The organism is Ruegeria sp. AE3 (assembly GCF_056542225.1).
On the sequence record NZ_JBQFZL010000009.1, the window covers coordinates 107,525 to 131,201 of the forward strand.

22 protein-coding genes and 2 pseudogenes are annotated in these 23,677 nt (G+C 55.5%); 10 read left to right on the plus strand and 14 right to left on the minus strand.

Going from position 1 to position 23,677, the window contains the following annotated elements:
* Window positions 1–72 precede the first annotated feature (72 nt).
* Window positions 73–978 carry a LysR family transcriptional regulator gene (locus ACR0NZ_RS15540; protein ID WP_480520112.1) on the minus strand — a complete coding sequence of 302 codons (906 nt, stop codon included), beginning with the start codon at window positions 976–978 and terminating at the stop codon, window positions 73–75.
* Between the two features lie 103 nt (window positions 979–1,081).
* On the opposite strand from ACR0NZ_RS15540, the gene ACR0NZ_RS15545 reads away from it, so the two are divergent.
* Genes ACR0NZ_RS15545 through ACR0NZ_RS15565 form a run of 5 tightly spaced genes read left to right on the plus strand, consistent with a single transcriptional unit; the run spans window position 1,082 to window position 6,848 of the window.
* Complete coding sequence (locus ACR0NZ_RS15545; protein ID WP_480520114.1) at window positions 1,082–2,524, plus strand: aldehyde dehydrogenase family protein; 1,443 nt, start codon at window positions 1,082–1,084, stop codon at window positions 2,522–2,524.
* Entirely contained in the window at window positions 2,524–3,498 is a 975-nt protein-coding gene (locus ACR0NZ_RS15550; RefSeq protein WP_480520116.1) for a membrane dipeptidase, read from the plus strand. Before ACR0NZ_RS15545 ends, ACR0NZ_RS15550 begins: the two co-directional genes overlap by 1 nt.
* Before the next feature lie 4 nt (window positions 3,499–3,502).
* On the plus strand, window positions 3,503–5,191 hold the full coding sequence (locus ACR0NZ_RS15555; protein WP_480520118.1) for a hypothetical protein: 1,689 nt from the start codon (window positions 3,503–3,505) through the stop codon (window positions 5,189–5,191).
* The gene (locus ACR0NZ_RS15560; protein WP_480520120.1) at window positions 5,188–5,817 is read left to right on the plus strand and encodes a DUF3726 domain-containing protein; all 630 of its coding nucleotides are present in this window, start codon (window positions 5,188–5,190) and stop codon (window positions 5,815–5,817) included. The genes ACR0NZ_RS15555 and ACR0NZ_RS15560 overlap by 4 nt, the downstream gene beginning before the upstream one ends.
* 11 nt (window positions 5,818–5,828) lie before the next feature.
* Window positions 5,829–6,848, plus strand: a complete 1,020-nt coding sequence (locus ACR0NZ_RS15565) for an Ldh family oxidoreductase (protein WP_480494477.1) — start codon at window positions 5,829–5,831, stop codon at window positions 6,846–6,848.
* 41 nt (window positions 6,849–6,889) lie between these two features.
* On the opposite strand, the gene ACR0NZ_RS15570 is transcribed toward ACR0NZ_RS15565, so the two are convergent.
* A complete protein-coding gene (locus ACR0NZ_RS15570) occupies window positions 6,890–8,197 on the minus strand; it encodes an aminotransferase class I/II-fold pyridoxal phosphate-dependent enzyme (RefSeq protein WP_480520122.1) in 1,308 nt (435 codons plus the stop codon).
* A 141-nt stretch (window positions 8,198–8,338) separates the two neighbouring features.
* On the opposite strand from ACR0NZ_RS15570, the gene ACR0NZ_RS15575 reads away from it, so the two are divergent.
* Window positions 8,339–9,172 (plus strand): LysR family transcriptional regulator, encoded by an 834-nt coding sequence (locus ACR0NZ_RS15575; protein WP_480520152.1) that lies wholly within the window; start codon window positions 8,339–8,341, stop codon window positions 9,170–9,172.
* Between the two features lie 165 nt (window positions 9,173–9,337).
* Here the strand turns inward: ACR0NZ_RS15575 and ACR0NZ_RS15580 are convergent.
* The 9 genes from ACR0NZ_RS15580 to ACR0NZ_RS15620 form a co-directional block, all read right to left on the minus strand.
* Window positions 9,338–10,062, minus strand: a protein-coding gene (locus ACR0NZ_RS15580) for an IS5 family transposase (protein WP_480520154.1) whose coding sequence is annotated in 2 segments (ribosomal slippage) — window positions 9,338–9,789 and window positions 9,789–10,062 — 726 coding nt in all. Because the reading frame shifts where the segments join, the coding sequence is not laid out codon by codon here.
* 372 nt (window positions 10,063–10,434) lie between these two features.
* Window positions 10,435–11,952 carry an aldehyde dehydrogenase family protein gene (locus ACR0NZ_RS15585; RefSeq protein ID WP_480520123.1) on the minus strand — a complete coding sequence of 506 codons (1,518 nt, stop codon included), beginning with the start codon at window positions 11,950–11,952 and terminating at the stop codon, window positions 10,435–10,437.
* Between the two features lie 34 nt (window positions 11,953–11,986).
* Window positions 11,987–12,331, minus strand: coding sequence for a cupin domain-containing protein (locus ACR0NZ_RS15590; protein WP_480520125.1), 345 nt, complete (start codon window positions 12,329–12,331; stop codon window positions 11,987–11,989).
* Window positions 12,328–12,693: a cupin domain-containing protein gene (locus ACR0NZ_RS15595; RefSeq protein WP_480520127.1), complete on the minus strand. Its 366-nt coding sequence runs from the start codon at window positions 12,691–12,693 to the stop codon at window positions 12,328–12,330. The genes ACR0NZ_RS15590 and ACR0NZ_RS15595 overlap by 4 nt, the downstream gene beginning before the upstream one ends.
* Entirely contained in the window at window positions 12,690–13,976 is a 1,287-nt protein-coding gene (locus ACR0NZ_RS15600) for a glycosyltransferase (protein ID WP_480474660.1), read from the minus strand. The genes ACR0NZ_RS15595 and ACR0NZ_RS15600 overlap by 4 nt, the downstream gene beginning before the upstream one ends.
* 24 nt (window positions 13,977–14,000) lie before the next feature.
* Window positions 14,001–15,014: an ABC transporter ATP-binding protein gene (locus ACR0NZ_RS15605; RefSeq protein ID WP_480520129.1), complete on the minus strand. Its 1,014-nt coding sequence runs from the start codon at window positions 15,012–15,014 to the stop codon at window positions 14,001–14,003.
* Window positions 15,015–15,058: 44 nt separating this feature from the next.
* Window positions 15,059–15,841: an ABC transporter permease gene (locus tag ACR0NZ_RS15610; protein WP_480520132.1), complete on the minus strand. Its 783-nt coding sequence runs from the start codon at window positions 15,839–15,841 to the stop codon at window positions 15,059–15,061.
* A complete protein-coding gene (locus ACR0NZ_RS15615) occupies window positions 15,841–16,695 on the minus strand; it encodes an ABC transporter permease (RefSeq protein ID WP_480520134.1) in 855 nt (284 codons plus the stop codon). The genes ACR0NZ_RS15610 and ACR0NZ_RS15615 overlap by 1 nt, the downstream gene beginning before the upstream one ends.
* Window positions 16,696–16,773: 78 nt before the next feature.
* The gene (locus ACR0NZ_RS15620; RefSeq protein WP_480520136.1) at window positions 16,774–17,844 is read right to left on the minus strand and encodes a polyamine ABC transporter substrate-binding protein; all 1,071 of its coding nucleotides are present in this window, start codon (window positions 17,842–17,844) and stop codon (window positions 16,774–16,776) included.
* Window positions 17,845–18,022: 178 nt separating this feature from the next.
* On the opposite strand from ACR0NZ_RS15620, the gene ACR0NZ_RS15625 reads away from it, so the two are divergent.
* The 4 genes and pseudogenes from ACR0NZ_RS15625 to ACR0NZ_RS15640 all read left to right on the plus strand — a co-directional run bounded on the left by ACR0NZ_RS15625 (window position 18,023) and on the right by ACR0NZ_RS15640 (window position 21,907).
* On the plus strand, window positions 18,023–18,946 hold the full coding sequence (locus ACR0NZ_RS15625) for a GntR family transcriptional regulator (RefSeq protein WP_480474650.1): 924 nt from the start codon (window positions 18,023–18,025) through the stop codon (window positions 18,944–18,946).
* Window positions 18,947–18,953: 7 nt separating this feature from the next.
* Window positions 18,954–20,243: a nucleotide disphospho-sugar-binding domain-containing protein gene (locus tag ACR0NZ_RS15630; RefSeq protein ID WP_480520138.1), complete on the plus strand. Its 1,290-nt coding sequence runs from the start codon at window positions 18,954–18,956 to the stop codon at window positions 20,241–20,243.
* A 178-nt stretch (window positions 20,244–20,421) separates the two neighbouring features.
* Window positions 20,422–20,583 (plus strand): annotated as a pseudogene (locus tag ACR0NZ_RS15635) (transposase); the annotation flags it as partial.
* A gap of 52 nt (window positions 20,584–20,635) precedes the next feature.
* A pseudogene (locus ACR0NZ_RS15640) lies at window positions 20,636–21,907 on the plus strand (IS3 family transposase).
* A gap of 143 nt (window positions 21,908–22,050) precedes the next feature.
* On the opposite strand, the gene ACR0NZ_RS15645 reads toward ACR0NZ_RS15640, so the two are convergent.
* From ACR0NZ_RS15645 to ACR0NZ_RS15655, 3 genes are all read right to left on the minus strand, one after another.
* Window positions 22,051–22,506: a hypothetical protein gene (locus ACR0NZ_RS15645; protein ID WP_480520140.1), complete on the minus strand. Its 456-nt coding sequence runs from the start codon at window positions 22,504–22,506 to the stop codon at window positions 22,051–22,053.
* A gap of 114 nt (window positions 22,507–22,620) precedes the next feature.
* Complete coding sequence (locus tag ACR0NZ_RS15650) at window positions 22,621–23,028, minus strand: universal stress protein (protein ID WP_209508050.1); 408 nt, start codon at window positions 23,026–23,028, stop codon at window positions 22,621–22,623.
* A 57-nt stretch (window positions 23,029–23,085) separates the two neighbouring features.
* The gene (locus ACR0NZ_RS15655; RefSeq protein ID WP_480520142.1) at window positions 23,086–23,535 is read right to left on the minus strand and encodes a phasin family protein; all 450 of its coding nucleotides are present in this window, start codon (window positions 23,533–23,535) and stop codon (window positions 23,086–23,088) included.
* Window positions 23,536–23,677: the final 142 nt, after the last annotated feature.

Sequence of the window (23,677 nt, forward strand, 5' to 3'; positions counted from 1 at the left end):
TCAACCTGGAACCTAGCATGTGAGCCGCTTCGAGTCTGCTAGAACCTAATTAATTTGTGTTTTTGAGCAGGGTTAATCCAAAACTGGCTCCTGCACCAAGCCAGTGTTTCCGAAACCGCTGGACAGGATATACGAACAGCAGGCCTGGGTGATCTCGCGGAAGCGGGCTCTTTCTCGACGGTAAAGGTATACCTCTCGCTTGTCCGGCAAATCTGAAATCGGGCGAAAGGCGACCGCGTCCGGGATGAATTGCGCGACGGTCTGCGGCAGGACCGTGATCCACTGGCCTGCCCTGACCGTTGTGATCAGCGAGTGCGTGTTGTGAATAGTAACCTCGGCCCGGTCCAGAATCTTTTTGAACGAAGATGATTCAATGATGTCGCACAAGGCGTTTCGCACGAAGGGTGCCGCCATCAGGTCACGGATTTCGGGCGGTTTGGCCTGTGTCATAAGCGGATGATCAGAAGCTGCAACGAGTCCGAACTGATCCTGAAACAGAGGCTCGGTATTGACCCCGTTCAGGGGATGATGGCCGGATGCAATGCCGATATCCGCCTTATCCCCGGCAACGGCGTCCAGAACCTGTTGCGAATCCCCGTCTCGCAACTCGATCTTCAATCCGGGAAAGCGTGATGCCATATGTCCCAGCAAGGCGGGAAAGACCAAAGCCCCCACAGACGGCACGGATACGATACGGATCAACCCATGTTCCGCCTGCGCCGCCATTTCTATATTCTGAACAGTCTGATCAAAATCGCGCACCTGTTTGAGCGCAAGGTCCAGAACCTGCTGACCCAGCGGCGACAGGTGATTTTTCCGTTCACCTTCAAACAGTTTCTTGCCCAGATGATCTTCAAACTGTTTCAGCATCATTGAGACGGCGGATTGTGTCCGACCCAGACGGCTGGCAGCCTCGGCAAGGTTTCCGGTTTGGGCCACGGTACAAAAACACCGCAGCATCTCGACTTTCATCGCCATACTTCAAACTTTCTGAAGTTTACTAAAGTTATTTGAGTTTGACTGATGTTAGTCGAAAGTTCCATCCTTACCCAAATCGAAATTTGCGAATTTGGGGCCTGACGTGACCAAACTGAACCTGATTGCCGGCGAATGGCTGGCGGGCGAAAGCGAAATTGAAAACCGCAATCCTTCGGATTTAAGCGATCTGGTTGGCATGTTCACACAGGCCAGCGCCGATCAGCTTGAGGCGACTCTGGATCAGGCGCGCGTCGCGCAGACCGAATGGGCTGCCTACGGGTTGGAGCGGAAACAGGCCGTCCTGAACGCCATCGGCAACGAGTTGATGGCCCGCGCCGAAGAACTGGGTACATTGCTGAGCCGCGAGGAAGGCAAGCCGCTGGCCGAAGGCAAGGGTGAGGTTTACCGGGCCGGTCAGTTCTTCACTTATTACGCCGCCGAGTGTCTGCGCCAGATCGGTGAAAACGCCGATTCCGTACGCCCCGATATCGAAGTGGATGTGCGCCGCGAAGCCGTTGGCGTTGTCGCAATCATCAGCCCGTGGAACTTCCCCACTGCAACGGCCTCGTGGAAGATTGCCCCGGCGCTGTGCTATGGCAACGCGATTGTGTGGAAACCCGCCAACATCACCCCCGCCTCGGCTGTGGCCCTGACTGAAATCATCGAACGGCAGGATGTCCCGAAAGGTCTGTTCAGCCTTGTGATGGGCTCGGGCCGTTCGGTTGGGCAACGTCTGGTGGAAAGCCCCAAGGTCAATGCGATTTCCTTCACCGGATCGGTGCCCGTAGGCAAAGGTATCGCCGCCGCAGCAATCCAGAACCTGACCAAAGTGCAAATGGAGATGGGGTCTAAAAACGCGCTGGCCGTGATGGACGACGCCGATCTGGATCTGGCGGTGACGCTGGCTCTGGGCGGGGCCTTTGGTGGCACCGGTCAGAAATGCACCGCCTCGTCGCGTCTTGTGGTTCACGCGGGCATCCATGATGCCTTTGTCGAGAAACTGGTTGCCGGTGCGCAGGCCATGAAAGTGGGTCACGCGCTGGAAGCGGGCGTGCAGATGGGCCCCGTCGTCAGCCAGCAGCAATTGAATGAAAACCTCACCTATGTCGACCTGGGCAAATCCGAAGGGGCCGAGCTGGCCTGTGGCGGTCAGCGCCTGGAGATGCCCCATGACGGGTTCTACATGTCGCCGGGCGTGTTCCTGAACACCACCAACGACATGCGCATCAACCGCGAAGAAATGTTCGCACCGCTTACATCCGTCATCAAGGTCGGCAGCTATGACGAGGCGCTGAGCGTGGTCAACGACACCAATTTCGGCCTGACCTCAGGCATCGTGACCAAATCATTGGCCCGCGCCACCCATTTCCGCCGCAACGCGCGCACCGGTGTTGTGACGGTTAACCTGCCCACCGCTGGCACCGATTACCACGTACCATTCGGTGGCCGGGGCGACAGCTCGTACGGGCCGCGCGAACAAGGCAAGGCGGCAGCCGAATTCTATACAACCGTCAAAACCGCCTATATCAGCGCAGGCCCGGTCTGATGCGGATCGACGGCCTGCAATATGCCAACTGGTCGGAGAAGATCTTCCGCCAGCTGCACGAAGGGGGCGTGGACGCGATCCATGTCACCATCTCCTATCATGAGAACTTCCGCGAAACGGTTCTGAATTTTGAGAAATGGAACCGTTGGTTCGAGCAGTACCCGGATCTGATCATGAAGGGCCGGTGGGCCAGCGATATTGACTCAGCCCGTGAAACAGGCCGGACCGCCGTGTTTTTCGGGTTTCAGAACCCGTCGCCCATTGAAGACGATATCGGGCTGGTTGAAATCCTGCACGATTTGGGCGCGCGGTTCATGCAACTGACCTATAACAACCAATCCCTGCTGGCGACCGGTTGTTATGAGGCCGAAGACACAGGCATCACCCGAATGGGCAAGCAGGTGATCAAAGAGATGAACCGCGTGGGCCTTGTGGTGGATATGAGCCATTCGGCAGACCGGTCCACAATCGAAGCGGCTGAGATTTCGGACCGGCCCATCGCAATCACACATGCCAATCCGCACGAATGGTCCCCGGCCCTGCGCAACAAGCGAGATGATGTCATCCGCGCCGTGGCTGAAAACGGTGGGATGCTGGGTTTTTCGGTCTACCCTCACCACCTGAAGGACAAGTCCGACTGCACGCTGGAGAGCTTTTGCGAGATGATTGCCCGCACTGCGGACAAATATGGGGCCAGTCATCTGGGGATCGGCACTGACCTGTGTCAGGATCAGCCCGACAGCGTCGTTGAATGGATGCGTGTGGGGCGGTGGACAAAAGAAATCGACTATGGCGAAGGCTCGGCCTCGGCCCCGGGGTTTCCACCAATGCCGGGCTGGTTTCAGGACAACCGAGACTTTGGAAACATCGAACAAGGGTTACGCGCGACCGGCCTGAACGATGACGAAGTGGCCGGGATCATGGGCAGGAACTGGTATCGGTTCTTTGCCGAGAACTTCGTCCCACAAAGGTAACCAAATGGAACCACACGCGCAGACAGAGATCGCCAGACGTGACCCCGCTATGGTCATGCGACTGTCACGACTGGGATCACTACACCAATGTCGGCTCAGCTTTATGCGGCAACTGACACGCCGCATGGCCGATGAAAAATGGAGATTTTCGCGCCCTGCATTTGAAATTGACGACAAAGGTGTCGGCCATGCGGTCTATACCGCGCAAGGCCCCGATCGCGCCTATTCGCTGGTCGCCTTTGCCCATGACCTGCCTGCCGATCAACGGTCAGACCGGGTTATTGCCGAAGCGTGGGACGCCACCTTTGCGCTGTTTGATGGCATCCCGACGCCAGAAGACATTGATCGCCTGTCCCTGAACGTACCGCTGCAAGAGGCAGGGCGTGTCAGCGAAACCGAATTGTCACTGTCACGCGCCAACCGTTCCGTGCGACTCTGGGCTCATGTGGTGGATCGTCTGGCTGCGGGCCAGCAACCGGACCTGGAACAGATTTATCAGGTCGGCTATCTGATGAGGACCACGGCTGTTTACGGGTCGGGCAAATTCGGCGCTGCGGATCGTGAGAAAACGGCGGACCGGAATGAGGTCAGTGGTCCCTTCCAGATCGAAATGCTGTCAGTCTATCTGACCCGAGTTTTTGTACGCGATCTGGTGCAATTTATGGCACAGGTCAAAGGCGGGGGTCAGACCGCCGCGCTTGATCCTGAAATCGCACGCTGGCTGGGCATCGGAAATTCCACAGGACTGGGAATGGCGCCGTTCATCGTGAACCATCCCGTTCTGTTCAACAACTGGATCATGGCGCGGGAAGAGGCCATCTCGCGCGTGCGGTCAATTGAGACAGCAACCGAAAAAGACGCGCGTGTCTTTCGCGACGTTTTCGCGCGCAGCAAACAGTCAATCACGTGGTGGCAATCTGAACACCCGATACAGGTTGAAAAACTCGCTGCGCTAAAGGACGACCTGAATTCGATCGACGTATTTCTGGCTACAGACGACCTGACACAAGACCATCCGTGGGATCGCATGATCCGATGGTCGGAAACTGCGCTCAGCGAAGAAGGCCAGGAGTTGCTGGCCTCGCTGATCCTTGAGCCTTACGGAGATGTCGTGGACGGGCTGTCCAGCTGCATGGCGGACACAAATGCGGCTGCACAGGTGATTGATGGAGCGATGCGGGTATCCGATGTGCGCGACTTGATCCGCCAAAGCTTTGACTGGGCGCTGGACCTTGATTGGAGTGATCCGAAAAACTGCGCGCGGGCCTGGTACGTTTCCGAAGAGAAACTGGAACCCCGACTGGGTGAACGGTTTGAAGAACCGATTGCAGACTATGAACAACCGCTCGCGCCCGCGCGTGATGCGGCACTGGCTTTCAAGGCTTTGCAAGAGTGGCCGGATGATGCGCCGATAGCAGAGTTTCTTATGCGCCACCCTGAGCACCGCCACACCGTACGCCGGGCACAAATCAGCCGTGTCGCGCCATATGGTGAGATCCATGACAACACAATCGGCGCGAATGTGATGCCCATCGATATGTTGCGCGCAAAACTATCCTTCTTTGGCGCGACGCATTTCGACCCTCGTTCAGATCGCTGGGTCCGCATCTGCATGTATGCCGGCGCCCCCTACCCCGATGAGCTAAATACCGCGAACGCAGATTTGTGGGTTTATCCGGAGGTTGCGCAATGACCTTTTCATTGAACGAAGTCGAAGCAACAGCCAAACGCGCAACCCGTGGGGCCGGATATGCCTGGGGCGTGGCGGAAGAGGCTGCGAAAGCCACCCGGTGGCTAAGCGCCCAAGGGTTCGACGGGCCCGCCATTCTGGCCCAACTGCTCAAACGTGAATATGCGCCCTGTCTGGAACGCCACATTCCTGTGCTTCAGAACGGAGTATGGGTTGGCCAACAAGACCTGTGCCCCCTGATGACCGGAGCTGCGATATCGGATTCACCGACCGTCCTGTCCCATGGCACCATTTCGATTTCAAATCTCGCGGCACCGCTGCTGTTGCTGCCCTTTGTCGCTGCGGGGGCCAAAAAACTGGGAACGACAGTAAAAGTCACCTTTGACGGGTTTTTTGCGATAACTGATGGTTTTCACCTAAGCTGCGCAGACTGCAATTTAGACCGCGCTGATCATGTTGAGATAACTGAGGGCGGCCACATTCAAAACAGTCGTCCTCTGCAAAGCCGTGCCGCTCCAAATGCAGAGGTGTGGCGGATCCTCAACTCCATGGCGCACCGTACATATGCCCCTGCAACCGAAGAATCCCGACTGCTTGGCGCTGGTTCCGGCCTGTCGGACAATGACTGAAGGATCATCAGATGACCGAGACCCAAACCTTGTCGCTTGCCGAAATCGAAAAGCTGTCCTTCACCGCGTTGGTTGCCGCTGGCACAAGTGAAGAAAACGCGCGCCCTCTGGCCGTGGCCACGGCGGCAACCGAAGCGGATGGGGTGGCCAGCCACGGCCTGGCTTATATCCCGATTTACTGTGAACATGTACAATGCGGGAAGGTCGACGGTCAGGCAGTACCGACGCTGGAAACCCCGCGCCCCGGCCTTATCCGTGTAGACGCTGCGACCGGGTTCGCACATGCAGCCATTGACCTGGGCTTCGAAGCATTGATCACGGCGGCACGCGAACAGGGCATCGCGGCCCTTGCGATCACCAACAGCTACAATTGCGGTGTGTTGGGTTATCACACGTATCGACTGGCACAGGCGGGTCTGGTTGGTCTTGGATTCACCAATGCACCTGCATCCATTGCACCTTCGGGCGGATCGAAGCCCGTTGTCGGCACCAACCCGTTCTCTGTTGCGGTACCGGGTACAGACGGACTACCCGCGTTGCTGATCGACCAGAGCGCCAGCACCATCGCCAAAAGCGAAGTGATGAAACACGCCAGAGAAGGCAAAGCCATTCCGGTCGGCTGGGCGCTGGACCCGGATGGAAACCCGACAACAGACCCGAATGTCGGTCTGAAAGGAAGCATGGCCCCATCCGGCGGATACAAAGGTGTGGGTATCGCTTTGCTGACTGAAATCATGGCGGCAGCTTTGACGGGGTCTACACTTGGGCTGCATGCCTCTCCGTTCTCGGGGACGGTCGGGGGTCCACCGAAAACCGGGCAGTTCTTCATCGCTATTGATCCTGCGGTTTCGTCAAATGGACTGTTTTCAAACGCAATTTCGGACTTGGTCGCGTCGATCAGAAATCAGGACGGCGCGCACCTGCCCGGAGATGGGCGCCGTGCATGTCGCCTTGCGGCAGGTCAAAAAGGTGTCGCCGTCAACTCTGCTACATTGGCCAGAATTGAGGCGATTATTCAGGAAAACAGTTAAGAGCAGCCACCAGACCGGGCGATTGTGGTGGCCGCTTGCGCCTAGTTCACGAAATGCAGCGTGTCGAATTCACTGCGCCAGGCAGAGACTTCCAAAGCAACAGGCTCGCCGTCCAGACCTCGCCTGATCAAATCGGCGAGGCGCTCGGCATCTTGAGAGGTCATGCCCCAGCGAACCAATTCAGGAGTGCCGATCCGCAACCCATTCAAGTCCCCTTCAACCGGCTTGACAGGCAATCCGATGCCGCACGCAAGGAACCCGCTTTCGCGGAGTTTCTTTGATGCGGCCTGCCCTCCGCCATAGGGATCTGCCAGAACTGCGAATTGATGCGAATTGGTGAAGCCTTCCGCACCCGCATAAACGCGAACGCCCCGCGCATCCAACGCGGCGGCAAGTGCTTTTGACAGTGCAATCATCTCGTTTGCGTACACCTGGCCAAAATCTATCCAATCCAGCATCGTAACCGCAAGCGCGGCCGTTTTGGCGGCATCGAAATTGGCCGTCATCCCGGGAAAAGCAATGGCATCCAATGCTTTGGCGATGTCGACATCATTCGACACGATCAATCCACCTGCTGGTCCACCAAGGCTTTTATAGGTGCTCATGGTCATGAAATGCGCGCCCTCATTCAGCGGGTTCGACCATGCACGCCCCGCGATTATCCCGCACTGATGCGCGGCATCGAACATGACTTTCGCGCCAACTTCGTCCGCAATGGCCCGCACCTCGGCAACAGGGTGTTCAAAAAGGTTCAGACTTCCGCCGATCGTAATCAGCTTGGGGCGCTCAACCCGCGCCAGATCGCGCAGCTGGTCCAGATCGACGGTGTAACCTTTTGTGTTTACCGGAGCCTCGATCGTGCGCAGCCCGAACAGCCCTGCACAGCCCGCAGTATGATGGGTCACATGGCCGCCGATCGTTGCAGGCGGAGCGATGATTGTATCCCCTGGCTTACAGGTCGCCATGAAACCATAAAGATTTGCAATTGCGCCCGACGGCACGCGAACCTCTGCAAACCGGGCATCAAAGACCTCTGCGCAAAGCTCGGCCGCGATGACTTCGATTTCTTCGATTGCTTCCAGCCCCATTTCATATTTGTCACCGGGATAGCCCAGCGATGGCCGGGATCCGATACCCGACGACAAAAGCGCCTCGGCCTTGGGGTTCATGACATTTGTCGCGGGGTTGAGGTTGAAACACTCTTTCTCGTGAATGCGGCGGTTTTTCTCTGCCAGATGCGCGATCCGGCCCAGTAGGTCGCCGGACGATGCTGATGCTGTCTTTGTTGAGATACTCTGAACCAGCGTTTCGCTTGCGGCGGGCACCCAGTCTCTATGTGCAAGTGTCATCTGACATCCTCCTTTTTCTTCCACTGTGGCCGCTGCTGCGTGACTTCGCAAAGCAGAATTGTTATTTCTTGGCGTAGAAAAACTAAGGCTATGATGATGAGCGTTTCCCCAAAGCGCCCCAAAGGGCCCCCACTGAACGCAATGCGCGCTTTCGAGGCGGCGGCGCGCCACATCAGCTTTGTCGCCGCGGCCGAAGAGTTGAACGTCACACCGGGCGCCATCTCGCAACACATCAAAACGCTGGAAGGCTGGGCCGGTGCACCCCTTTTCCGACGCAACGCACAAGGCGTAGAACTCACGCCCGAGGGGCAATCGCTGGTTGCTGGATTTACCCGGGCTTTTGACCAATTGGCCGACGCGACCCAGGCGCTGCGCAACCTTAAACCCAATGCAGATTTTCATATCGCTGCCTTGCCGGCCATTGCTCAACTCTGGCTCCCCAAAAGGCTACGCCAGATCCGATCTCATTTTCCCGACATCAGTTTTTCCGTCACAGCGCTGGAAGCGCCGCCGAGCCTTGGGCGCGAACTGTTCGACCTGTCAATCTTCTTCGCTCCACCGAACGACACGGCAAATCAGGTGGTTGTTTGCCCGGACGAAATCGTGCCGGTTTGTGCCCCGACGCTTAAGGACCAAATATGCCGCGCAAACGGTTTTCGGGATTTACCGTTGCTGCACGATCTGGTGTGGAGTGAAGATTGGACCAAATGGGCCCAGCACTCTGGCTATGACCTGTATAATGCCAAAGGTGGTGCTCAATTCTCCCTCTACAGTCTGGCCGTAGAGGAAGCCAAGGCGGGCGCAGGAATACTGATGGGACACCTGTGCCTGATCGAAGACGCCCTGGCCACGGGCGAGCTGATCGTTGCGCATACCAAGTCGTTTCAAACCAACCGAGGACTGGTGATTCAATTGCCACAACGCACGCGCAGGAGACTGGAAACGGACCAGATTGTCGCCTGGTTGTCCAGTTGACCGAAGCCATTGACTTTCGGTTTATGAGGCTGACGAGATGAGGACGTTAAGCAATTGATCGAGTGGATCAATTGTAGTCTGAACTGCCTGTGTTGAGATTATTCGACCTGGTTGCGGGAGCCGGATTTGGCCTATGTCGAATGTCAGAGGAACTATTAATCTAGGTCATGTTGACAAATGGCGAAACCAAAGTCGGATGGACGTTATATCGATGAATCCCAGGAAGCTTTCTGCGGTCTTGTCGTAGCGGGTTGCAACACGCCGAGCGTTCTTGAGCTTGTTGAAGCAGCGCTCGACCCGATTTCGCAGTCGATAAAGTGAGCGGTCGACGCCAACGCGCATCTTTCTGGTTTTCCGCATGGGAATCTGGGTCATCACATCTCGATCATTCATCTTTTTGCGTATTTTGTCAGCATCATAGCCGCGATCTGCTAATAACACGCGCGGCTGAGGCAGATTATCTGCCGTGACCAAATCGAAACCACGATAGTCAGATGTCTGGCCCGGTGTGATCTCGGTCCTCATAGGCAAGCCGTGTGCGTTTACGAGAAGGTGGATCTTGGTCGTGAAGCCACCTCTCGAACGGCCAAAACCCTGTCGCGGAGTCCCCCTTTTGCACCCGCTGCCTGATGATGGGCGCGGATTACGGTGCTATCGATCATTTGCAGGGCGTCTGGCACTGCTCCACTTCGGTTCAAGGCGTCCATAATCTCTTCCCATAACCCCGCCAGTGTCCAGCGCCGAAACTGTCGGTAGACGCTGAACCACTTGCCGAACTCTTCCGGCAGGTCGCGCCACGGAGCCCCTGTCCTGGAAATCCAGAAAATCCCATCAAGAACAAGGCGGTGGTTGATAGGCTTGCGTCCATTCGGCGCGCGGACAGCCAAGATGAACCGCTCAAAGAACGCCCATTACTCGTCCGACATCAGGTCTCGTGCCAAGCTGGTCTCCGTCGTAGATACCAGCTTGAATCATGCCCGCCGACAGATGTGAATCCCTTTTGTCAACATGACCTAACGGACCAACTGTACACATTCCCGGTTGTTTAGATAAATGACCTTATTGGGACGGATGGAAGACCCACAGTAGAAAAGCGCTGAAGATGTCTTGCGGATTTTCCAGCCATTGGCCCGCTTGTGCCGGAGGGCCGCGGACTGCCCGAACCGGACATTCTAAAATAGACTTTGCAGTTCCGGTTGGCGGGACTATCCTGCCGTTAGCTCATCATCCTATGTAGAGTCGATCACGTCGCACCGATCACCCTAACCGGTGTGCTTTCTCCCGCCTTGTACGTCATCAGAATAGAACCAGTCGTCGGGATATGGATACCACCAGTCCGCCTCCTTCGCCTTCGGGTCGATCACGACCATCTTGGATCGCCTGAATGCCTCGAGTCCCTGAAGGCCTAGCGTGCGTCCAAGTCCGGAATTCTTGATGCCGCCAAAAGGCAAGGCATCGTTGTCCACCAGCGGGTTGTTGACCCAAACCATCCCCACCTGTAGTTCATTCACCCCCTGAAATGCCTCCTCCAAGTCGCTGGTAAACAGGCATCCGCCAAGGCCGAACTGCGACGCGTTTGCCAGTTCAAGTGCTTGGTCAAAGTCGCTAACCCGAATGACCGAAGCGACCGGCCCAAAGACCTCTTCCTGAGTTAGCAACATGTCCGCCGTCACGCCGGTCAGGATCGTTGGTTCGAAAAACCAACCTGGCCCTACGTCATCCGGGATACAGCCTCCTACCTCAACCACCGCGCCTTTCTCCGTTGCATCGCGTACCAGCCGCACGACCTTATCTCGCGCTTCCTTGGAGGCCAGAGGTCCAATTTCCGCCACCCCCATGCCGTCGCCGATGCGCAGTTTCCGGGTTCTGGCCACGAACTCGTCGACAAAATCGTCATATACATCATCGACCACAAAAATCCGTTCAGACGATGTGCAAACCTGACCCGACTGCAAAAAGGCAGCAGTCACTGCTCCGGCAGCAGCGACCGCGATGTCGGCGTGTTTACTGACGATAAGTGGATCGCTCCCGCCAGCCTCGATAATTGCCGGTTTTAGACTCTCTGCTGCGGCCACTGCGACTGCACGACCTGTCGGCACGGACCCTGTAAAGGCGACCACATGGGTTTTGGGGCTGGCAATCAACTGTTTACCCACGTCTGCCCCGCCCGGCACGCAAGCAATAAGATCTTGTGGCAGCGCCTGAAAAAACTCCATGAACGCCATCGTGCACAAAGTTCCTGCGGGTGAGGCTTTCAACACAACACCGTTACCTGCCGCAAGTGATGCGGCCATCGACCAGCAGCCAAGAATGAGGGGGAAATTATATGGAACCACATGCACGGACACGCCGTAGGGCTCGTATGTCTGATACTGAAAAGATCCAGTTTGCATGGTGCCCGCGATCTTGCCCGCGTCATTGCGCGCCATCTCGGCATAGTACCGGAAAACCGGCGGGATATTCGCAATCTCGCCGATCGATTCAGGGTAAGGTTTGCCCGTTTCCAATGTCATCAAACGGGCGACCTCAGTCATGTCGCCGCTTTCGATCTCGTTGGCGATCTGATGCAATACCCGCGCGCGAGACTTGCAGTCCGTTGCAGACCATTTCCTTTGCGCCGCATTGACCCGATCCAGAACCTGGTCCACGATCTGCGGCGACGGTTCACCAAAAACCCCGACGGGCTGCAAGGTAGACGGGTTGACCAGCGTGGTCCCACTACCCTCCAATAGGACATGCCTAGGGTTTAGGTAGTAGCTGGATTTGAACGGGTCACGCATTGGGCAGCCCCCTTGTTTAACAGGCATTGCGCCGTTAGCGGATCATGTACACTTTCTTGACCGTCTCGTGGACAGTGCATACGCCTTTCCAGTCCTGCGGAAAAAAGGCCGCCGTATCGGGCGTAATCTCAATTACCTCTCCGTTTTCATGGACATAGGTACAGCGGCCTTCCAGAAAGTGGCAGAACTCGTCCTTGGTGACGTGACATTCCCACTTACCGGGAGTGCAGACCCAAAGGCCGCATTCGGACTGGCCGTCAGGCCCCTTGTGGATCAGCTTTCCCGACGTGCGGGATTGCCCTTCAATCATCGTCGGGATTACCCCCCAATCGACAAGGTCAGTCTGCTGGAGCGGGTTTTGCATACTTGGCGTGGTCATGATTCAGGTTCGCGATCCGTTAGGTAGTAAGTGTTGCGCAATGTTTCCACGACCGTGCATTCCCCTACCCAACCTGCGGGGAATAGTACGGCCGTTCCGGGCGTGATTACGATGCTTTCGCCTGCATCCGACCGATACACCGCGCGGCCCTGCACAAAATAGCAAAACTCGTCACGCGGGATCGTTAGGCGCCAACGGCCTGGAGTACAGACCCATGCGCCGATCTCCGGCCGATTGTCCGGGCCTTTGTGAACCAGCAAGCCCGATGAATGCGACTGGCCTTCAATCATGTCCGGCTGTAACCCCCAGTCCGTAAGGTCGGTGCGGGTCGAGATTTCGGAAAGATGCGGGGCGCTGCTCATTCCGCGGCTTTCAGGATGTCGTCGAGAATGCCAGCTGCCTTGGTCGGACCATGCCGTGACTGCATGTGAGCAGAGGTTGCCGCCATCTTCGCCTGCATTCCTGGATCGTTGATACATTTGTCGAGGGCAAAAGCCAATTCATCATCGGTCCAGTCGTATCGGTGAAACCCGAACCCGTGGCCTGTTTCCTGAACACGAGTGGCGTTATCGTGGCCGTCCCAGACATAGGGCATGATGATTGCTGCTTTGCCGAAATACAGGCACTCGGTGAACGAGTTGTTACCGCCATGATGTATCACCGCGTCAACCTGTGGAATTACCGAAGGCTGGGGATACCAGCTCTGTATGTGCACGTTGTCGGGAATGTCTGTGTATTCGTCCATGTAATCCCCGACATTTACGAGCGCCCGGTAGGGCAACTTGGAAATGGTCGAAATGATCCTCTTTAGCAGGTCGGTGTCACCTGCGCCAAGCGACCCGAAAGATACATAGAGAAGTGGTTTGTCATTGTTGGACTTAAACGTTGGCACCTCAAAGGGTTCTTCTTCGCGCACGCAACCTTCGAGATACTGGAACCTGTTCGGGTCCAGTGGGTTCTGCCTTTCGTACTTTGCCGGCTCGGGATAAAGCAGAAGGTTCATTGTGGGCGACGCTTCGAAAAACTCTCCGATCGGATAGGCGTCTTCGTTGCATCTGGCCAGGAACGCATTGTAGTCGTCGTGGATCGGCTTGATCACCTCGTGGAACTTTGCCTCATAGGCCTCCATGCCCTCGCGGTCATCCACCCGGCAGCCCGATAAGTGCGGCGGCACAATCGGGTCTGGGATTTCGTTTTCGGAACATGAGATGATCCGCACCCACGGTACGCCGAACTGCTTGATGGCTGGGAACATAATGACATTATCCACGCAGATCATATCTGGTTTGATTTTTGCCAGTACCTCGGGCAGATCTTTTTGCGCCCATTTTGCGCTGTCGACGATCGCCTCCCAGCAATCCTTTACGTAGTTATCGATCTGGTCAATCGGGCTTTTGCGAAAATTTGGGATGTGACCGTTGATGAAATCTTCCCAGAACTTTGCCATCGCCTCGGGTTCCATCGGCTCGGACAGGGCAACAGGATGCGCCTCAAACCCATAACCTTCATATACCTCGACAAAGCCGGGATCGCTTAGAAATACGGCCTTATGGCCCAGTTTCTCGCAGGCCTGCGCGATGCCAACCGAATTCAGCGCAGGGCCAAAGGCAGCTTCGGGGAAGAAGGCGATGGTTTTCTGTGACATTGTAGGTCTCCGGTTAGATTTGGCTTAGCAGATGGGCAGGATGCGGGAATGTTTGGCGTCCCATACGCAGTGGACATCCTTACCCGGCTGGATACTTTCACGGTCGGCTTGGCTAGCGGGCACACGGGCGGAAAGGATGCTCCTCCCGCCGCGAACGCGTACATGCACACCCAGGTCTGACCCGTGATAGGCGACTTCTTCGACAATGCCGGGAAGGCAGTTGCGTCCATCTTGAGGGGCGGTCTGCATCAGGTTGACCCGTTCCGGGCGCACAGCAATTGTGGCAGCACCGCGCAGCTCGGAAACACCCCTCAGCATTCCCGCCCCGTCGACATCGACACCGCCGTCGACGGCGTTTCCGTCCAGAAAGTTCATCACGCCGATAAAATCTGCAACAAAGCGCGATCCGGGTTGTTCGTAGAGCTCGTGAGGAGTACCGACCTGCGCCAGCTTACCGTCATGCAAGACAGCGATCCGGTCGGCCATGACCAAGGCCTCTTCCTGGTCATGGGTCACAATCAGAAATGTAATCCCTACCTCGTGCTGCAACCGTTTGAGCTCCAGCTGCATCTCTTCTCGCAGTTTCTTGTCCAGAGCTGAAAGGGGCTCATCCAGCAACAGGACCTTTGGCCTTTTGATCAGCGCGCGCGCCAAAGCAACCCGCTGTCGCTGCCCACCGGAAAGCTGATCCGGCTTGCGCTCTGCGAAGCCCGAAAGTTTCGCACTTTCGAGAACCTCGGCCACTCGCGTTGCGATTTCGTCCTTGGGCAATTTCTCCATTTCTAACCCATAGGCGATGTTTTTTTCGACGCTCATGTGCGGAAACAAGGCATAGGACTGGAACATCAGGTTCAGGGGCCGCCTGCTGGGGCGTATATTTGTCACGTCCTGCCCGGCAACGATTACCTGTCCTTCCTGTGGTGTTTCGAACCCGGCCAGCGTCCGCAACAGTGTGGTCTTGCCGCAACCCGATGGGCCCAGAAGTGCAAAAAATTCGTTGTCGCGAATATCCAGCGAAACGTTGTCGATCGCAGTCACCAAACCGTATCTCTTGGTTATATTCCTGAGTTGAATCGCTTGGTTCATCGGCTGAAAACCTCTTTGTCGGCACGCTGCGCGAAGAAGACCAGCGTGAACGATACAAACATGACGATGGTAGCCATCGCGTTGATTTCCGGCGTGACGCCAAATCGGATCATTGCGTAGATCTGCATCGGCAACGTGGTCGAGGATTGCCCGGCACCGGCGGTGAAAAAGGCAATAATGAATTCGTCCACAGACAGGGTGAAAGACAGCAGCGCCCCAGCAATAACCCCCGGCGCGATGGCGGGCAGCAGAATGCGACGAAAGGTGGTGAATTCGCTGGCCCCAAGGTCGGCACTGGCCTCAAGTATCGAATGGTCGAAATTGCGCATCCGCGTTCGCACCACGGCGACAACGAACGCAATGTTGAACACGACATGGCTCAGAATGATCGAATGAAGCCCGAGCGTCATGTTGAGCAGAGTGAAAAAGGACAACAGCGCGATGGCCAAAACTATGTCCGGGATGATCATCGGCGCGAACAGAACCGCGTCTAGAACTGAAGAATTACGCCGTGTTTCGACACCGACCGCCAAAAGCGTGCCGATTAATGTCGCCAGAACGGTCGAGATTAAGGCCACGATTAGCGTGTTGCGCGCCGCCGACAGTATTGGATCCGCGGCAAACAACTTGCCGTACCATTCCAACGAAAACCCGGTCCATACAGTTGGAAGTCCGGCCCGGTTAAAGCTTAGCGCCATGAGCACAAGGATCGGCACATAGAGAAAGGTATAAAACAATACCAGGTGCAGCTTCAGGCCCATGTTGGATCGGCCCCGCATCAGTCCTGCCCTCTCTGTCCCGCTGCGCGATTGGCCAATACCGCCTGTGCGAACAAAAGCCCCATCATAATCGCAATCAGGAACATCGACAGCGTTGCTCCGAACGGCCAGTCGCGGGCGCTCAGGAACTGGTCATAGATCAGGTTTCCAACCATCTGAAGTCGCCCGCCACCAAGCAAATCGGGCGTTATGAAATTACCGATCGACAGCACAAAAACAAAAACACCACCTGCCGCGATGCCGGGAACGGTCTGTGGCAGTATCACCCGGTAGAAAGTGATCCAAGCGGGCGCTCCAAGATCTTCCGAGGCTTCTATGGTTTCGACATTTATGCGGTTCAGCGATGAATAGATCGCCAGAACCACAAAGGGGGTGTAGTTGTAGACAAGTCCAACGATCACCGCGAAATTGTTATAAAGCAGAGACAGCGGCTCATCGATCAAGCCTGCCCTCTGGAGAGTATTATTGATCAAGCCCTCGCGGTTCAGCATCACGATCCAGGCGTAAGTCCGGATTAGGTAGTTGGACCAGAACGGCAGGATCACCAAGATCAGCAAACCGGTCTGCCAACGGCGCGGTGTCAGCGTGATGGCATAGGCCGCCGGATAGGCGATAAGGATCGCGATTATGGTGGCCAGAAATGCAATCTTGGCCGAGCGCAGGAAGATTCCGAGGTATAGTGGGTCGGCGGCCCGCACAAAATTTTCAAACGTAAAGACGTAGTCGATGCCGCCATAGATACCGCGTTCAAAGAACGCATAGGTAAAAATAAGACCACACGGCACCACCATAAGAAGCGCAAGCCAACCCAGGCCCGGCCCCAGCAAGATCACCGATTTCAGTCGATTGGTCATATACTTGGCAATCTGTGGAGTGATATCGTATCGGCCCGACCCTTTGTTCGGGTCGGGTTTTGCTCAGGGTTTGATCACTTATTGTGCGGCCATAATTTCGGTCACAGTACGTGCAAAGGGTTTCTGGCCGTTGCCGAGATCGCGCAACTGCTCGTACTTGGTAAGGTCTGCAGGCGACATTCCCATGTTCGGGAAGGTTTCTATCAAGGACGGGTCCAGCGCCTCCATCGCAGCTTTGTTCGGCGTTTTGTAAAGGATATTACTGGCAACCCAGACACCGACATCCGCGCCCAAGACATAGTTCACAAAGGCATGCGCCGCGTCTTTGTTTTCAGATGCATCCGTGATGACTAGCGCATCTACCCACAGATCCGATCCTTCTGATGGGATCGTATACTTGATGTCTGCGTTCTCACCGATGCCGTAGTTACACCAGCCATCCCAGGCGTGAACCATCGTTGCCTCGCCCGATACCAACTTCAGATAAAAAGTTGCATCGTCATAGGCCAGCAGATCCTGCTTCGCCGCAACCAGCAGGTCCTTTGCAGCCGCCAACGTCTCATCCGACGTATCGTTCAGCGACTTTCCGAGGGCTAGCGCGGCAGCCCCCATCAGCCAACGATCCGTCGAAAGCATTGTTACTTTGCCTTTCAGGTCATCAGAGGGTTTGAGCAGATCATTCCACGAAGTCGGCTCTGCCATCAGGTCTGACCGGTAGCATAAGCCCGTCGTGCCCCAAGCGTATGGCATTGAATAGTTGTTGCCCGGATCATGAGCCAGTTCTTTAGCTTCGTCATACAAGTTGGACGCATTCGGAACCTTATCGTGGTCGATAGCAGCCACCAGCCCCAAGTTGTTTAATGCTTCGGCAAATGGCGACGAGACGAAAAGAACGTCATAGCCCTTGCCCCCACCGGCTACGACTTTGCCCATGATTTCTTCGTTGGTGCCATGTACCGAAAGCTCGGCCTCGATTCCGGTTTCCTTGGTGAAATTCTCCAGCAGGTCCGGCGGCATGTAACCGTCCCAGTTCGAGATCACGATTTTTTCTGCTTGGGCCGCTCCGGCGAATACGCTGAGAGCGCAAACCGCCCCGGCTGTGAGCCAAGCAAATGGCAAACGGAACGAATTGGTGAACTTGCTGGTCATGTCTTCCTCCCTTGACATCCGCGCTCGCTTCTGGGGCGAGATATGTGATGCAATCACGGTATTTTTTGATTAAATAAAACTCAACAATTTTTTGAATCATTTTTGTGTGGCCCGGTGAAGACATTTAAAGTACCGTTTTTATTGTATATTAATTAAGCATGACGAAAGCCGCCTTGTTATGTCGCCAAGCAAACACTTGAAACTTGCTCAAAAAATACTGGACGTTGCGATGGATCTCGACCTGCATCAGGGCGACAGGCTGGTGGAAAAAACCCTTGCTGATTCGTGCAGCGTCTCTCGCACTCCAGTTAGATCCGCATTGAGGCTACTGGAAAAAGAGGGGATGGCACGCAAAGCGGCAGAAGGTGGGTTTGTCCTAGAATGCGAACCCGAAAAGGGGCATTCGATACTCAACCAGCATTCGGTTGGAGCAGGTGCCGATCTCGCTGGTGACATCCTACGAGATCGCGGAGCCCGACGCCTGGACGGCGCCATCAATGTCACAGACCTGATCCGGCGATATTCAGTTTCCCGCAGCGCTGCACAGCGTGCGCTCGAAGCTCTCCTAGCCCAAGGCGTGATTCAGAAAGCCGAAGGCCAATCCTGGGTGTTCACTCGCATGCCCGGAGACCGTTCAGGACGGATTGAGAGCTACGAATTTCGTCTAATACTGGAACCGCAGGCCATTCTGTCCGACGGTTTCAAGTTGGACACCAAGCGCGCCGATCTGGTCCGCACCCAAACCGAAGCGCTTCTGGCGCAGTCGGAAAACTCCTTCAACAGCCAGGAATTCCAAGACGCGGATCTTGCCTTTCACAAGCTTATCGCTCGTTCGTCCGGCAACCAGTATCTAGCTTCTGCTCTCATTGCCCATCATGGGTTGCGCCACCTGCCAGGCGGATCGTTCGGTATGATCGACTTTCGGATGAGGCAGGCGCTTGAGGAACATCTGCGCATACTTGATTTCATCGAGCAGGGTCATTTCGATCTTGCGGCGGATCAGATGAGGGTTCATTTGCGGCTTTCAATGAACCAAAGACCCAGCGTCGCCAATCGTGGCGCGCCGGCGCTTGTCCAAGCGACCCGTGGGTCAATCCGATGAGTGAATGATGAACCGCGAGGAAGCACCTTTAATCGCTTTTTTCCCTGAAGCTAGTTTTGGGGCTGCACTGAATTGTGTGGGGATCGCTCAGGAGCTTCGCGCAATGGGCGCACTCCCCGTTTTCCTGACCCACGGTGGCTTTGGTGGCGTATTCGCAGATTACGGTTTTGACGAGTTCGCCGTCCCAGTTCAATCAAAGTTGACAGAAGAGGAAACCCAGACCTATTGGCAGGAATTCCTGAGTCATCACCTACCGCATTTTAGCATGCTCCCAACTGACCAACTGGCCACCTATGTAGAGCCCGTTTGGAGCGCAATCGTCGAGACTGCGGAATCGGTTGAGCAGGGGTTGGAAACGGCGCTAGAGCGGATCAACCCGGATGTCGTCGTTCTCGACAACGTCATCATGTTCCCAGCCATCGTACGATCCGAGCGCCCATGGGTCAGGGTCATTTCTTGCGCGGAAACCGAGTTGCCAGACAACTGCCTACCGCCGTACCTGTCCGGCCTGCCGGCATCTGACGTAGCCGGGTGCGCGGCATTCCGGGACCAGTACCTGGAGACCCTTGGCCCAATTCATGCTCGCTACAACAAATTTCGCAAGGATCGGGGACTTGAGCTATTGCCTAATGGTGAGTTCCTAGAAACATCACCGCATCAAAACCTTCTTTTGGCGCCATCGATAATTCGCCACGATCGTGATCAGGCGCTGAGTCCTGGACAATTCACCTTTCTCGAAGGCTGCGTACGCCAAGAAGGTCCCTACCGTGTACCTCAGATGCCCCGTAACGACGGGCCTCTGGTGTATGTGAGTTTTGGTAGCCTGGGTGCTATGGATGTCACATTCTTTGAAAGCCTGTTCGACGTATTCAAGACAATGGACATGAGGTTTCTGGTCAATGTCGGGGCCCAGATCGATGCCTATTCCAGAGTACCAGACAATGTTCATCTGCAGGAATGGTTCCCGCAGCCTTCCGTGGTTGAACAATGCGATCTGTTTATTCACCACGGCGGTAACAACAGCTTTTGCGAAGCGCTGTATTTCGGGGCCCCGTCGCTGATCCTCCCCTATTGCTGGGACGGGCACGATAACGCCCAGCGAGCAGTTGAAACCAGTGTCGGACTCAGGTTAAATCGGTGGGATTGGACGCCGGAGCAGTTGGAGAATGCGATTAACCGACTACTTGGGGACGCGGAGCTAAAGGCCCGGCTGGCTGCGAACTCAGAGTTCATGCGGTTGAGAAAGTCGGTTCAGTTAGCTGCTCAGAAAATTCTGGATTGTGTAAAACCTAACTGAATCTAGTTTTGTCCCGTCGGTCATCCGTTTTGTAATTAAGGATGGAAGGGAACATCGCAACGAACTCGTAGTCACTGAACCTAAAGTGTCGGTTTTGGGCTTATTCTGGCGAAAAACTCTTCGTTGATTGAGGCACAAGTCGCTGATTCAATGTCCGTACTGAACGGGAGAATGAGCGATGATGGGGCCAAGGCAGCATACACAAGGGTCACTGTTCTACGAATTCTCGATTGAGGATCATGTTCCGCAAGACCATATTCTTCGAGGTATAGACCGGTTCGTCGAACTGTCTGATATCCGTCGACACCTTGTTCTGTTCTATAATTCGACTGGCCGACCGTTGAACCGCTCCGAGTTTTCCGGAGGCTCCAAATCGAGGAAGGATTGGAGCCATGGAAAGAGACAACAGAGCGAACCACTATTCACCTGAGACACGCGCAAGGGCCGTGCGGATGGTGCTCGACAATCAAGGCAGCTATGAGAGTCAGGCGGCAGCGATCAAGGCGATTGCGCCGAAGATCGGCTGTGGCCGGGACACATTGCGGCGTTGGGTTCAGCAGGAGGAAACTGACCTTGGCCGCCGGGATGGTGTGACGTCGGAAGAGCGGACCAGGATCAAGGAACTGGAACGCGAAGTGCGGGAGCTGCGTCAGGCCAATGAGATCCTAAAAAAGGCCAGCGCGTATCTTGCTCAGGCGGAGCTCGACCGCCCACTGAAACGATGATCGGGTATATCCACTGCCCGGCTAGGCATTGCGGGACGCAATGTCCCGAGAGGGGGCGATCACCGGGCCGAGTATTGGGTCGAGCCGATCTGCCGGGTTTTGCCGATCGCCCCTTCGACCTTCTACGACCATCTGGCCGTTGTCCGTGATCCGGATCGTGCATCTGACCGCGCCAAACGGGATGCCGTCCTGCGGCGCGAAGTGCACAGGGTGTGGGATCAGAACTTCAAGGTCTACGGGGTGCGCAAGGTCTGGCATAAGATGCGCCGCGAAAGCTTCGATGTGGAACGCTGCACGGTGGAACGGCTGATGCGACAGTTGGGCATACAGGGCGTTGTTCGCGGCAAGGCCCAGAAAACAACGCGGCCGGGCAAGGCACTGCCATGCCCGCGCGGCAAGGTGAACCGGCAATTCCGGGCACCGGCCCCAAACACGCTCCGGGTCAGTGACTTCACCTATGTCTCGACCTGGCAGGGATTTGTCTATGTGGCCTTCGTGATCAACACCTTCGCCAACCGGATCGTTGGCTGGCGAGCGTCACGTTCCCCGCAGACCCTGTTCGTGTTGGATGCCCTCGAACAGGCGCTCTATGAACGGCGACTAGGTGACGATCTCATCCATCACAGCGACCTGGGCAGCCAATATGTGTCGATCCGCTATACCGAGCGGCTGGCCGAGGCCGGGATAGAGCCCTCGGTCGGTAGCGCCGGCGACAGTTACGACAATGCTCTGGCCGAGACGATCATCGGCCTGTTCAAAGCCGAGGTCATCCACCGGTTAGGGCTGTGGAAAACCGCCGATGCTGTCGAATGGGGAACCCTCAAATGAGTCGACTGGTTCAACAACCGCCGCCTGCTGCAACCCATCGGAAACATCTCGCCAGTAGAAGCCGAGGAGACATTCTATGAACAGTGCAATGAGTCCGATAAAGCCGCCTGAAACAGAGTAATCGGTCTCCGGGAAAACCGAGGCGGTTCAGCCCTTTTGAACCGTCTGGAAACGCACAAGTAACGACTTCAATAAAATTATGACCCATAAATCGACGTAACTTGCAGGTAGTTCCAGAGACTGCATCGCTTGCGTCACTGTCCGAACTGCGGATCGTAGCCCCCATAGACTTGGCGCCCGGCGCTATGAAAGTCTTCCTGAAATTGGCAATCGCGGCCGCGAACTTTCAATATAGCTGTTGCAGCCAATGAATTTTTAAGTTCGCTATCTTTAAAAAGGACGCGAGCGATGTCGGGCAAAAACTCTTCCCCGCGAGGGCAAGCCAAGGCAAATTTCGAAACGAAATCGCCGAAGAATTTGCGTAATCTCTCTGGGCTAGTTTCATTTGTCTCGCAGGCTGCATTGATCAATGCATCTTCAAGAGCCTGCTCAAATGCAACGTATGCCTTCGAAACGCCATTCACATCGATCCACAGTGGGTGGTCTTTGCGTCTTGCGAAGTCAGCTGCACGCAAAAAGAGATCTTGAGTAGATGCTGTAGTGGAGGGATACGTTCCTCTAAGAGAAATCAGTTTCCGAAACTGTGACATTTCCCAACTCCATTTTTGGTTATCGATACAAAAATGGAGATGGCGTTTAGTTCGGGATGATAGGATGTAGCCTACGGTAGAATACAGTTATATGGTTGTGTCGCTAACCTTGGATCAACGAATTACGTGAACCGAACACCTTGCGTGATGCACGACTCTGTTCGCAGTGGAACCTAAGAATATGTCCTCAAAACCAGGCTTGTGCGAAACCAAGACGATGCAATCCGCGTCGCTCTCATTTGCGAAGTCTACAATAGCCCTACCCGCGTGCCCAGAGATGAGCCGAGCCTTCGCGCCTGGAATTTCAGAAGCTGTCTGATGCAGGTTTTCCAGGATTTCATGCCGCGTATTGGCAAGTACTTCGCTGGGAATCTGAGACCCTACATACGCCGGAATTGGCTCTTGGACGTGTATCACAGTGAATACAGCGTCCGCATCAGCCAATTGGCGCGCGGCTTCAAACGACGCTTGTGTGTCGTATTCTTGGTCCAGAGCAACCGGGATCAGGATATTCTTGTACATTTGACCTCCTATCTACTGCTCCAATGATTCCAGTTTGGTTCCTCGGCAGCAGGAAACCTACACAGGCTCAGACTTTGAAGATTTCCCCGCGCCCTTTGTAGCGGCTACAACATCATCAACTGTTTTCTCAACAGCTTCAACTTCGGTTTCAGCGACATAAGATGCACAACAGGACACGGTTTCGAACCATTCCTGAGCGTCAGCAACCAACCGCTCCGTCGAATGGCGCTGCCACTCCGCCATGCTCTGAAAGGCTTTAGAAGGATCGGACGGGTTCGCGGAAGACACATTGCGTGCAGCTTTTAGAGCCGTCCGGACCGCCTCATGACGCCGTTCGAACCAATGCTGCGCAAAGGCCTCGGTTTCTTCGAGCAATTTCTCTTGCGCGTCCCAAAATTGTTCGATCTGGGCACCGAAGGCCGGATTGCCAGAAATGGGCGGCTGCATTTGCTTGAAAACATCCAAAAGTGAGGTCGGGCTATTTGTGTTGGATTTCTTTGTCGGCATCGAAAATTCCTCCGCATTTTCTGAATGAGCTATTTTGCCACCTGCGGCGCGCTTTCGCCTTAATACAGATCAATATCCCTTATTTTTAGGACCTTCGGCTAAAGCTGCGACGGGACACTCGCAATCTCTCCGACATCGGTTC